Below are 12161 nucleotides of genomic sequence, written 5' to 3'. Positions count from 1 at the left end.
ATGCGAAGGGGTGGGGATGAAGCTCAGTGGGCGGCGCCGTCGCGGAGCACGACGCGCTTCTCGCCCGCGGTCACGGGCACGGCGAAGCGGTTGTTCCGCGGCGGCAGCGGACAGTTGTACTGGTCCGAAAAGCCGCAGGGCGGCACGAAGGCCCGGTTGAAATCGAGCACGGCGTCGTCGCCGTCGCGCGTGACGAAGAGGAAACGGCCGGAGGCGTAGGTGCCGTCGGGGCCCTCAGCGCCGTTCGTCGGATCGCCGAAGACGAGCAGGAGGGTTCCGTCGTCGTCGAACGCGCTCAGCGTGTACTCGACGCCGTCGCGCTCGAAGGTGATGTCGCCCGGCACGACGAGCTCGCGTGTCAGCCCGTTGTCGCGGATGTGCTCGAACGGAATCGTGCGCTCGCCCTCGACGGGCGTGAAGCGGGCCTCGATGACCCAGGAGGGGTCGAACGGGAACGCCTCGATCGTCTCGAATGCGCGGATCGCCGGGGAGGCGGCGTCCCACAGCCGGATGCCGCGCTCGGGCGCTCCGGTGTCGAGGTTGCGCCGGCTCAGCTCTGTCGCCGTCACGGTCGCCGGCTGCCCTGCGAGTGCCTGCTCCGTCGTCGTCTCGTCACCCTCGGGAAGCCAGCGGGTCTCGACGAGGGCGAGGTTGCCGGTGGGCTGGGCGACGGAGCCGAGTCGCCACGCACGCCACGCGGCGTACCCGGCCTCCGCGGTCTCGATGGTGGACGGAGAGGCGGGGGCGGTGGTTTCAGTCACGATATCGGGCATAACAGAGCGAGTCTCCGTCTTGTTCCCGCTCCGGCGCTATTCGTGTGTCTCCGTGTTGCGGGCATCGGAGCGCGCGGTCGCGCGCGCGACCGACGGAGTCAGGGCGAGCACGCCGGCGACGACCGCGGGAACGAGGAGCGCCCAGCCCACGTCGGGCCGCGCGACGAGGCCCTGGAAGCTGCCGACCGCGACAGCGATCATCAGGATCTGGATGGTGACGATCGACGCTCGCGCCCATGCGTGCAGCCGAAGGAGGCCGACGAGCGTCGCGATGACCCAGGCCGCTCCCAGCGCGACGAGCACGGTGATCGCGACAGCGGTGGTGTACGACTGGGGCTTCTGCGTGAGAAGCTCGAACAGCAGCCAGAGCGCGAGCCCGGTCACCAGCAGCGCCTCCAGGGCCACGATGACCGCCAGGACGATGAGAAGCGGTGGCCTGGCGGGGCCTCCGGAGGCGGGCGCGGACGGATCGGGCACTATAGCATCCAGACATTTCGAGTGTGTGTTCACAGCGTTATCCCATACAAAACTATTGATTCGGATTAACCGCTATGGGAGCATATTCAAGGCCGAGTTAGTGCTCACAGGGTGGTGGGCAGGTCTCATTCCCCATGGATCTGAAGAACCCTGTAACGCGGCTGCTTACCTGCATTCTAGGCCCCTCGGGCCAGGAAACATCCAGCAAACAAGGAGCATATCTTCATGGATTGGCGCGACAAAGCCGCCTGCCTGACCGCGGACCCCGAGCTGTTCTTCCCTGTCGGAAACACCGGACCCGCGGTCGACCAGATCGACAAGGCCAAGGCGGTCTGCGCACGCTGCACCGTGACGGAGATCTGCCTGCAGTACGCCCTCGAGACCGGCCAAGACTCCGGGGTGTGGGGCGGCCTCTCCGAAGACGAGCGCCGTGCGCTCAAGCGCCGCGCCGCCCGCGCGCGCCGCGCCTCCTGAGCCCCGACCCAGGCTCCCTGCAACACACCGCCGCCGAGGCGGCGCTCCTGAACACCTAGCAGACGTCATCGTCCAGGAGCGCCCCTCGGCGTTTCTCGTGGTGGACGACGCTCGAGGGCCTCAGACGGTGGTGAGGTAGCGGAGCGGCACCTCGATGGTGACCTCGGTGCCCTGGCCCATCATCGTGTGCCAGTCGATCGCGCCGCCCAGTTCGCCCTGGATCAGGGTGCGCACGATCTGCGTGCCGAGCCCCGAGCCGACCTTTCCCTCGGGCAGGCCGGACCCGTTGTCGACGACCTTGACGGTGAGCGACTCGGCAGACCGGTTCGCCACGATCTCCACCTGACCCTCGCGCCCCGCCAGGCCGTGCTCCACCGCGTTCGTCACCAGCTCGGTGAGCGCCAGCGCCAGCGGCGTCGCGTACTCGCTCGGCAGCGAACCGAACGTGCCCGACTTCTTCGGGTGCACCGTCGTCGTGTGGCTCGCCGCCACCTCCGCGACCAGGAGCAGGACCCGGTCGAAGACGTCGTCGAAGTCGACGATCTGCGCGAGGCCCGTGGAGAGCGTGTCGTGCACGACCGCGATCGCCGCCACCCGCCGCATCGCCTGGCTCAGGGCCTCCCTGGCCTCCTCCGAGTGCGTGCGGCGCGCCTGGATGCGCAGCAGCGACGCGACGGTCTGGAGGTTGTTCTTGACGCGGTGGTGGATCTCGCGGATCGTGGCGTCTTTGGTGATGAGCTCGCGCTCCTGGTGCCGCTGCTCCGAAACGTCGCGACACAGCACGATCGCGCCGACGCGCTGCCCGCGGTTGCGGATCGGGATGGCACGCAGCGACACGGTCACCCCGCGCGCTTCGATGTCGGTGCGCCACGGCGCCCGGCCGGTCACGACCAGTGGGAGCGACTCGTCGACCGTGATCGTGCCGGCGAGGAGGCCGGTCGTCACCGTGGCGAGCGACTCGCCCTCCAACTCACCCGTGAAGCCCATCCGGTTGAAGGCGCTCAGCGCGTTGGGGCTGGCGAACGTCGTGACGCCGTCGACGTCGAGGCGGATGAGGCCGTCGGCCGCACGCGGCTGACCGCGCCGCGGCGCCGCCGGTGCGCCGAGATCGGGGAAGTCGCCGGTGGCGATCATGTTGAACAGGTCGTTCGCGCAATCGTTGAACGTCAACTCCTGACGGCTCGGCGTGCGCGCCTCGCTGAGGTTGGTGTGCCGCGTGATGACGGCAACCGGCTCGGACGCCGTCTCGGGCGAGTGGACGGTGAGCCGCCGGATCACCGGCACGGCGCGTACGCGCGTGGGCGTCTCCTCGTACCAGTCGGGGGCGGAGGTGTCGATGATCTCCTTGGTGCGGTACGCGTCGGTGACCTGCTGACGCCACTCCGGCTTGATCCGCTGACCCACGAAGTCGCGGTAGAAGAGCGTCGCCGCGCTCGACGGCCGCGCGTGCGCGACCGCGACGAAGTCGTCGTCGGTCGTCGGCACCCACAGGACGATGTCGGCGAAGGCCAGATCGGCGAGCAGCTGCCAGTCGCCGACGAGCGAGTGGAGCCACTCCACGTCCGCCTCGGAGGAACGACCTTGAGCATGGACGAGATCACTGAGCGTCGACACTCCCCCACTATAGACAGACGGCGTCACGCCCGGTGACAGCGGCCTGAGGCCCTCTCCGGCGGCCGCAGTGGAACGAGTTGTCCACACCCGCGTTGATGCCCTGGACCCCTGCGAACCGCGCTGCTTGAGTGAGAGGCAGGCAATCGACGAACGCGTCGAAGAGAAGAATCGAGCTCCATCAGAATGAACACACTCTTGACTCCCGTCCTCGACCGCGACGGTGTGCACAGCGACCACATGAAGAGCGACCTCATGAAGAGCGACCGGCTGCACAGCGACTACCAGGGCCGCGACGCCCGGCCTCCGCTGAGTGTCGTGCAGCAGAGTCCCGACCCCGACCTCCGGCTCGTCAGCGGTCTCGACGACGATCCGAGCCTCTTGAGCGCGAAGCTCGCGCTGTGCGTCATCGAGATCCTCGCGGGCGCGCGCCCTCTCGATCAGCTCGGCAGGTGGGTGAGCGATTCGGTGTTCGTGCAGTTATTGCGCCGCACGGTGATCGCTGCGCGCTCCCGGGAGGTCACGGGCGACGACGCGCGCCGCCCGCGCGTGCGCGTCGGCGAGCCGATGGTCAACCGTCTGGGCGAGTCCATCGTCGACGCCGTCGTGATGATCCACCAGCCGACCCGGTCGCGCGCTGTGGCGCTGCGGCTGGAACGCCACCGCACACGCTGGCGGGCGACCGCGATCAGCGTGCTGTGAACGCCTGACGGCGGGGAGGCCGGTCGAGCCTCCCCGCCGTCAGGCGGACGTCATTGCGATCAGCGCTTCTTGGCCTGCGCCCGGCGCTCGGCGCGGTTAGCAGGGGCGTCGTCGGACTCCTCCACACGCTGGCCGAACGCGCCGCGCTGGTTCGACGCCTGAGCGGGCGGAGCCGCCTGAGCCGGAGCGGCCTGGCGCTGCTGGCGCTGCGCGCGGTCGGTCGCGGCCTTCTCGATCTGGCCCCGCTGGTTGCGGACCTCGACCTCGCCCTGTTCGCCGGGAGCCGAGTAGCTGAGCCGGGCCTCCGAGGACTCGCCTCGGGCGAGGCCCTTGGCTGCGACGGCCGGGGCCGCGACCTCGTCGGGAGCCTGGTTGACCTCGACCTCCAGGTTGAACAGGAAGCCGACGGTCTCCTCGCGGATGGCGCCCATCATCTGCTGGAACATCGCGTAGCCCTCGCGTTGGTACTCGACCAGCGGGTCGCGCTGCGCCATGGCGCGCAGGCCGATGCCGTCCTTGAGGTAGTCCATCTCGTACAGGTGGTCGCGCCACCGGCGATCGATCACCGACAGCACCACGCGCCGCTCCAGTTCGCGCATCGCGGGCGAGCCCAGCGACTCCTCGCGCTTCTCGTACGCGATCTTCGCATCGGACATGATCTCGCGGCGCATGAAGTCGCGGTTGATGCGACCCTTGTTGCCGGCCTCGGCGATGACCTCGTCGATGGAGACACCGACCGGGTACAGCGTCTTGAGCTCTGCCCAGAGGGCGTCGAAGTCCCAGTCGTCGCCGCTGCCCTCACCAGTGTGCTGGTCGAGGATGTCGTCGACGACGTCGGTGAGGAACTTCTGCACGCGCTCGTGGAGGTCGTCGCCCTCGAGGATGTGACGGCGATCGCCGTAGATGGCCTCGCGCTGACGGTTGAGCACGTCGTCGTACTTGAGGACGTTCTTGCGGATCTCGGCGTTGCGCGCCTCCACCTGCGACTGCGCGCTGCGGATGGCGCGGCTGACGACCTTGGACTCGATCGCCATGTCGTCGGGGACGCTCGTGCGCCCCATCAGGCTTTCGGCCGCGCCCGCGTTGAACAGGCGCATCAGGTCGTCGGTCAGCGACAGGTAGAAGCGGCTCTCGCCCGGGTCGCCCTGACGGCCGGAGCGGCCGCGCAGCTGATTGTCGATGCGCCGCGACTCGTGGCGCTCGGTTCCGAGCACATAGAGACCGCCGGCTGCGATGACCTTCTCGGCCTCCTCCGCCACCTTCGCCTTGACCTCGGTGAAGACGTCGTCCCATGCGGCCTCGTACTCCTCCGGAGTCTCGACCGGCGACAGCCCACGGGCGTTCATCTCGGCGACCGCGATGAACTCGGCATTGCCGCCGAGCATGATGTCGGTTCCACGACCGGCCATGTTCGTGGCGACGGTCACCGACCCGACGCGTCCGGCCTGCGCGACGATCGCGGCCTCGCGCGCGTGGTTCTTCGCGTTCAGGACCTCGTGGCGCACGCCCTTCTTGGCGAGCAGGCGCGAGAGATACTCGCTCTTCTCGACGCTGGTGGTGCCGACGAGGACAGGCTGGCCCTTCTCGTGGCGCTTGGCGATGTCTTCGACGACCTGGTCGAATTTGGCCATCTCGTTCTTGTAGACGAGGTCGGGCTGGTCCTTGCGCTGCATCGGCTTGTTCGTCGGGATCGGGACGACGCCGAGCTTGTAGGTGCTCATGAACTCGGCCGCCTCGGTCTCGGCCGTACCGGTCATGCCGGACAGCTTCTTGTAGAGACGGAAGTAGTTCTGCAGCGTGACCGTGGCGAGCGTCTGGTTCTCGGCCTTGACCTCCACGCCCTCCTTGGCCTCGATCGCCTGGTGGATGCCCTCGTTGTAGCGACGCCCGACCAGGATGCGACCGGTGTGCTCGTCGACGATCAGCACCTCGCCGTTCATGACGACGTAGTCCTTGTCGCGCTTGAACAGCGCGTTCGCCTTGATCGCGTTGTTGAGGAAGGAGATGAGCGGGGTGTTCGCCGACTCGTAGAGGTTGTCGATGCCGAGGTAGTCCTCGACCTTCTCGATGCCCGGCTCGAGAACGCCGACCGTGCGCTTCTTCTCGTCGACCTCGTAGTCGACCTCCGGCGTGAGCCGGGTGGCCAGGCTGGCGAACTCGTTGAACCAGCGGTTCGCCTCGCCGGAGGACGGCCCGGAGATGATCAGCGGGGTACGCGCCTCGTCGATCAGGATCGAGTCGACCTCGTCGACGATCGCGAAGTAGTGGCCGCGCTGCACCATGTCGCTCGCCTGCCACGCCATGTTGTCGCGGAGGTAGTCGAAGCCGAACTCGTTGTTCGTGCCGTAGGTGATGTCGGCGGCGTACTGCTCACGCCGTTCCTCGGGCGTCTGACCGGAGAGGATCACTCCGGTGGTCATCCCGAGCGCGCGGAACACGCGGCCCATGAGCTCCGACTGATAGCTCGCGAGGTAGTCGTTGACGGTGATGACATGCACGCCGCGGCTGGTGATGGCGTTGAGGTACGCCGCCGTTGTCGCGACGAGGGTCTTGCCCTCGCCGGTCTTCATCTCGGCGATGTTGCCGAGGTGGAGGGCGGCGCCGCCCATGATCTGCACGTCGAAGTGCCGCATGCCGAGCGTCCGCTTGGACGCCTCGCGCACGGCGGCGAAGGCCTCCGGCAGCAGGTCGTCGAGCGATTCGCCGTTGCTGTAGCGCTCGCGGAGCTCGACGGTCTCGTGCATGAGCTCGTCGTCGGTCAGCTCGCTGAAGTCGTCCTCGAGAGCATTGACCGCCTTCGCGTACGCCTCCAGGCGCCGCAGGGTGCGTCCCTCGCCGACGCGGAGAACCTTTTCAAGAACTGAGGCCACTGATGCACTCCATTTTGCTCGGTCGGGCCGATGATGCCCGCGCCCCGGCGGGCGCACGCCGCACGGCAGACTCCGCCGACGATAGAGAACATCGTACTTGGTCCGCCCCTGCGTACGACCCGCCCTCGCTGGGAGGCGTCTGCGAGGTGCGTGAACGGTGATGGCGTGCGCCGCCCGGGCGCACGCCATCACCGCGTCTGTCAGCCGAGCTTGCGGCTGGCCGTCGCCACCTCCTGCAGCTCCTCGGCGTCGTCGTCGAGGGCGATCACGCCGTAGTCCCAGCCCTTGCGGCGGTAGACAACGCTGGGCCGCTTGGACTCCTGGTCAACGAACAGGTAGAAGTCGTGGCCGACCAGTTCCATGTAATAGAGGGCGTCGTCGACGGTCATCGGAATGCTCGCGAAGACCTTCTGGCGGATGACGACCGGGCTGTACTCCTCCTCGGTCTCGATCGCCTCCGCTTCATCGGTGACGACCGGCGTGCTGCCGGTGCGCACCTGATCGAGCACGGAGACGGGAGCCGCTGCCAGCCCCACGGCGCTGAAGCCGTCGGTGCTGGCCTCGCGCAGCGACGTCGGGCGATGCTGCCCGCGGTGCACCTTGCGCCTGTCTTTGGCCCTCCTGACGCGTTCGAGGAGTTTCCCGAGCGCGATGTCGAACGCCGCGTACTTGTCGGTGCCGGTCGCCTCCGACCGCACCACCGCCTTCGGTCCGACCAGTGTCAGCTCGACACGATCGTCGCCGTTCTGGGATCCCGCCTTCTCGTTGTGCCTGCTGACCTTGATCTCGAACGAGATGGCCCGCTCGGCGAGATGAGAGACCTTGTCGGCCTTCTCTGTCGCGTACTCGCGGAACCGATCAGTGATTCCCAGGTTGCGTCCGACGATGTTGATGTCCATGGAGACCTCCCTGATCCGGCGCGACGTCCGCCCGGATCACGAAGGGCGGAATCGCTCGCGCCTTTTCGACTACCGTAGTGCTCCCCAGCGCGTTACGGAACCGTAATCAGCGGGTGAATTCTTAGTAATCGTCTGGATGTTCGCTCCATGAAACCGGTGGCACCGGGTGTCTTCATCGACGACGCGGCGTCTGGGCGATGGTCGCCGCTCCCACCACGATGCCGCCTGCTGCGCGAATCGCGCGCGCGGCCTCCACGAGGGTGGCGCCGGTCGTCACGATGTCGTCGACGAGCAGGCAGCGTCTGCCGGCGATCCGAGAAGAGCCGATCAGGCTGTCTTCGCGATTGTGTTCGCGGTCGTGCGACGACAGCCCCGCTTGATCGACGGTCTGGCGGGTGAGTCGCAACGCGCGCCAGAGTGGAGGGACGAGGGCGCGGGAGCGCGAGAGGATCATGCCGGTCGGGTGGTAGCCCCTGCGCCTCCAGGCTGCGCGCGTCGACGGGATGAGGACAGGAACCGGGACGGACCGGCCGTCTGCGGTCGAGGCGGCCACAGCGGCTCGAAGCGCGCGCCCCAGTGCCGACGCGACGTCCACCCGTCCCGCGTCCTTGTAGGCGAGCAGCACCGCGCGGGGCACGTCGTCGTAGTCGAGAGCGGAGCAGACGGTGATTCCCGCGACGGTCCTCGTGCGCTCCTGCGGCACGAGTCGGTGCGCGCAGACGGCGCAGACCGACCGGTCAGGGGCTGAGCAGCCGGCGCACCGGACCGGCAGGAGCACAGCGGCGGCGTCGAGCAGTGCTTCGCGGACGTACCGGCGCGCGGGAGCGGGAGGAGTGGGTGTCTCGATCATCGTCCCAGCCTCGCGCGAGCGGCCCGCCGACGTCCGCCCGGCGCAGGGATCCGTGGATTACCCGCGAGAAAGGCGCGTTGTGGAGGAGTGGTCAGGTCAGGGCTGCCCGAGCTGCACGGCGACCGCACCCACCTTGTCGGTCTGCGTCTGCCAGCCGCTCCCGGTCGGCGCCTGCAGAGTGCCGTCGCCGGCGAGCACCAGGTAGCGAGAGAGGCCTCCCGCCCCGACGATCGTGCGACCGGCGGCGGGGCCCGTGGTCGAGGTGGAGGTTCCGCCGATGGTCTGCTCCGTGATCGCCGTCGCGTCGCCGTTCGTGATCGAGAGCACGGCGACCGTCAACTCACCCGTCCAGGCGATCGACGTCGGCGTCCCGTCACCGACCGCGAGCTCGATCGGCTGCGTGATCGAGGTCGGCAGTCCGTCGGCTCCCCGGACGACACCGCCCGCGACCACCGCGTAGCCGGTGCCCGTGCTCAGCACGGCGACCACGCGGGTGCCGTCGCGCGAGACGGCGAGCGCCACGATCCTCGTCGCACCGGGCCACGCCACTTTCACGGCATGCGACTGTCCGTTCGTTCCCGCGACCTGGAGCGCGTCGGGCGCCGCAGCCGGGACGCTCCACAGCCAGCCCGCATTGTCGAGTGCCGGCGCGATCAGCCCGGGGCGCGTGTCGACGCGGACCGGATCGCCCGACTTGCGGACGAGCACGGCTGCCCCGTGGGACAGCACGGCGACCTGGTCACGGCTGGCGTCGATGGTCGCCGCGCTGGGCTGGAGGGCCACCACCTTGTCGCTCAGCCCGCTCAGGTCGGTGATCGTCGACCCGTTGAGCAGCCCGAAACTGTCGCCGCGGTAGACGATGGCGTGAGAGTCGACCGGCGGGTCCTGGAGCGGCGACGACGAGTCGGAGATCGGTGGGATCTGCTGCGCGTTGCCCTCGATCGAGAGCTGCACGGAGGACGCGAGCGCGCCCAGACTCTGCTCCAGTTGGAGCTGCATGCGCTGCAGCTGGAGCTGGTCCGCCTGGCCGGCCTCCGAGCTGAGATCGACGCGGGCGACACCCGCGGCGGTCGTGACCGAGGGCACGGCGAGCTGCGTCCCCTGCGGGAACGCACTCGTCACGGCGCCGTTCAGCCACTTGGCCGGCCCGGCGAGCACCGCACTCGCGACCCGGGTCGCCGCCGAGGCGACCCGCGCGGGGAACCAGCGCGCGTCCGGCACGAGGTAGGAGTAGCCGGCGTTGTAGAAGTACAGCGTCTGCTGGCTGTACACGGCACGGAAGGTCGGATCGTCGATGACGACGCCGTCCGGCGCCACGGCGATGCGCCACTGCCCGTTTTCGCGGGCGACCTGGTACGAGAGCCCGATCGGCGCCTTGCTCGCGATGGGACGGTACGAGCCGACGCTGTCGACGTTGGCGACCGGGATGACGTCCACCGACCACTGGTCGCCCTCGTGGTCGAACGTGCGGTTGCGGCCGTCGTCGACCGTGACCGACTCGTCGGGGTTCCAGGAGGCCGCCATCGACTTGGTCAGGTACTTGCGCGCGATCTGGAAGTTGTTCTTCGGGCTCGAGGCGGCGTCGATGAAACCCTGCACGATCCGCTGCGGCGACGCCCCGTTCTCGGGTGGCGACGGGTTGAAGTCCAGATCGAGCTGGTCGTTGACCTGCGCGACGGGGCCGCCCTGGCGCACCGGCCCGGAGTCGGGGATGCTCGCGCACGCGGCGAGCACCAGGGCGAGGGCGACGGCCACGGCCGCGCCGAGTCCGCGTACGGTCCGCCGGATCATGCGCGTGCCCCGCTTCCCGGTCGCACCGCGCCGTCGTCGACGTGCCCGGCTTCCCCGTTCGTCGAGGCGGTCGCTTCGATCGCGGCGGAGTCGTCGTGGCGGCGGCCCGGCTTGGCACCGGCGTCGACGGGAGGGAGCGGCAGGGGCGACGAGGTGATGCCCTTGCCGGTGACGCGCGGCAGCGTGAGCCGGAAGCACGCGCCCTCCCCCGGCATCGACCACACCTGCAGCCAGCCGGAGTGCAGCGTGACATCCTCCAGCGAGATGGCGAGGCCCAGGCCGGTGCCGCCGAGGGTGCGCTTGCGTGACGGATCGGCCCTCCAGAACCGGTCGAACACATGGTTGGCGTCGTTCTGGTTCATGCCGATCCCATAGTCGCGGACACAGAGGGCGACGGCCGTCTCGTTGCTGTCGACGGTCACGACCACCGGCGCGCCCTCGCCGTGCTCGATGGCGTTGCCGAGCAGGTTGCGGACCACCCGACGGATGCGCCGCGGATCCATGCCGACGTCGAAGTAGCCGCCGGGCGCCTCCAGCCGCAACTCGGACCCGTTCTGCTCGGCGACCGTGCGGAGCTCGTCGACGACCTCTTCGGCGAGCCGCACCAGGTTCGTCGGCTCGGGCTCGAGGGCCACGGAGCCGGCGTCGTACCGGCTGATCTCGAGCAGGTCGGAGAGCAGGCGGTCGAAGCGCTCGATCTGGGTGTGCAGCAGCTCGGCGGTGCGGGTCGTCGCCGGCGGGAACGATCCGCGCTGGTCGTAGATCACGTCGCCGGCGAGCCGGATCGTGGTCAGCGGCGTGCGCAGCTCGTGCGACACGTCGGAGACGAAGCGCTGCTGCAGCTGCGACAGCGTCGCCAGCTGGTTGATCTGACTCTGGAGGCTGTCCGCCATCCCGTTGAACGACCGGGCCAGCGAGGCGAAGACGTCCTCGCCCTTCTCCGGAATGCGCACGGCGAGGTCTCCGGCGGCGAGCCGTTCACTCGTGCGCGCCGCCACGCGGATCGGCTCGACGACGAACCGGACGATCAGCCAGGTGATGGCGCCGATCAGGACGATGAGTGCGAGACCGGCCAGCAGCAGCGTGTTCTGCACGAACAGGAGCGTGTTCTCGGAGTCGCTCAGGTTGTAGCCGATGTAGAGCTCGTAACGGCCGTAGGACGGCAGGGTCAGCTGGGTCCCGACGACGATTCCGGGGTCGGTCGAGTCGGTGCCGGAGGGCAGCGCGACCGATTGGTAGTACTGCTTGGTGCCCCCGCTCTGCACAGCGGCCCGCAGCTCGGGCGAGATGACCGGGTTGAGGGCAGGGCTCCCACGGTCGGGCGGCGCCAGCACGCTGTTGTCCTGCCCCGGCACACGATACGCCGCGATCAACCGGCTGGAGGTCGAAGCCTGCACGGCCTGGAGGGTCGAGCTGAGCAGGTTCTTTCCGCTGTCGGCCGACCCGATGTCGGACGCGTTCAGGGTCGTCTGCGCCGCGGTCGTCGCGCGACTCGAGTCACGCAGGGCCTGGTCGAGGCGGGACTGGTACAGGTCGTTGCTGATGCTGAGCGCCATGTAGACCCCGGTGACGAGGATGGCGACACCGGTCAGCAGCACTGTGATCGCCACCGTCCGCAGCTGCAGGGAGCGGCGCCAGAGGCGCGCGAGCTCGGACGGCACCTGCCGCCACCACTCCCTGTCGGGCCAACGGAAGCGCATCGCGGTCGCCTCCG

10 protein-coding genes are annotated in these 12161 nt (G+C 68.9%); 2 read left to right on the top strand and 8 right to left on the bottom strand.

Annotated features, from left to right (window positions below; all coding sequences use genetic code 11):
- Positions 1-23: 23 nt before the first annotated feature.
- Together AC0HS0_RS12490 and AC0HS0_RS12485 are read right to left on the bottom strand one after the other, a co-directional pair.
- Positions 24-773, bottom strand: a complete 750-nt coding sequence (locus AC0HS0_RS12490) for a DUF1684 domain-containing protein (protein ID WP_472964342.1) — start codon at positions 771-773, stop codon at positions 24-26.
- Positions 774-809: 36 nt separating this feature from the next.
- Positions 810-1250 carry a hypothetical protein gene (locus tag AC0HS0_RS12485; protein WP_472964341.1) on the bottom strand — a complete coding sequence of 147 codons (441 nt, stop codon included), beginning with the start codon at positions 1248-1250 and terminating at the stop codon, positions 810-812.
- 225 nt (positions 1251-1475) lie between these two features.
- Here AC0HS0_RS12485 and AC0HS0_RS12480 point away from each other — a divergent pair, with 225 nt between their 5' ends.
- Positions 1476-1724, top strand: coding sequence for a WhiB family transcriptional regulator (locus tag AC0HS0_RS12480; RefSeq protein WP_018190103.1), 249 nt, complete (start codon positions 1476-1478; stop codon positions 1722-1724).
- A gap of 120 nt (positions 1725-1844) precedes the next feature.
- Here the strand turns inward: AC0HS0_RS12480 and AC0HS0_RS12475 are convergent, their stop codons facing one another.
- Positions 1845-3338 (bottom strand): sensor histidine kinase, encoded by a 1494-nt coding sequence (locus AC0HS0_RS12475; RefSeq protein WP_472964340.1) that lies wholly within the window; start codon positions 3336-3338, stop codon positions 1845-1847.
- 183 nt (positions 3339-3521) lie between these two features.
- On the opposite strand from AC0HS0_RS12475, the gene AC0HS0_RS12470 reads away from it, so the two are divergent.
- Entirely contained in the window at positions 3522-4037 is a 516-nt protein-coding gene (locus AC0HS0_RS12470) for an Rv3235 family protein (RefSeq protein ID WP_472964339.1), read from the top strand.
- A 59-nt stretch (positions 4038-4096) separates the two neighbouring features.
- Here AC0HS0_RS12470 and secA read toward each other — a convergent pair whose 3' ends face one another.
- From secA to mtrB, 5 genes are all read right to left on the bottom strand, one after another.
- On the bottom strand, positions 4097-6907 hold the full coding sequence (gene secA, locus AC0HS0_RS12465) for a preprotein translocase subunit SecA (RefSeq protein WP_472964338.1): 2811 nt from the start codon (positions 6905-6907) through the stop codon (positions 4097-4099).
- Between the two features lie 200 nt (positions 6908-7107).
- Positions 7108-7806: a ribosome hibernation-promoting factor, HPF/YfiA family gene (gene hpf / locus AC0HS0_RS12460; protein WP_472964337.1), complete on the bottom strand. Its 699-nt coding sequence runs from the start codon at positions 7804-7806 to the stop codon at positions 7108-7110.
- Positions 7807-7978: 172 nt separating this feature from the next.
- A complete protein-coding gene (locus AC0HS0_RS12455) occupies positions 7979-8656 on the bottom strand; it encodes a ComF family protein (RefSeq protein ID WP_472964336.1) in 678 nt (225 codons plus the stop codon).
- Positions 8657-8752: 96 nt separating this feature from the next.
- Positions 8753-10447, bottom strand: a complete 1695-nt coding sequence (locus AC0HS0_RS12450; RefSeq protein WP_472964335.1) for an LpqB family beta-propeller domain-containing protein — start codon at positions 10445-10447, stop codon at positions 8753-8755.
- Positions 10444-12147 carry an MtrAB system histidine kinase MtrB gene (gene mtrB / locus AC0HS0_RS12445; protein ID WP_472964334.1) on the bottom strand — a complete coding sequence of 568 codons (1704 nt, stop codon included), beginning with the start codon at positions 12145-12147 and terminating at the stop codon, positions 10444-10446. The genes AC0HS0_RS12450 and mtrB overlap by 4 nt, the downstream gene beginning before the upstream one ends.
- Between the last annotated feature and the right edge of the window lie 14 nt (positions 12148-12161).

It is taken from the genome of Leifsonia sp. PARNA 1/14 (assembly GCF_055720965.1).
The sequence above is the reverse complement of the archived record's forward strand: the minus strand, read 5'-3'. Positions and strand labels throughout refer to the sequence as shown.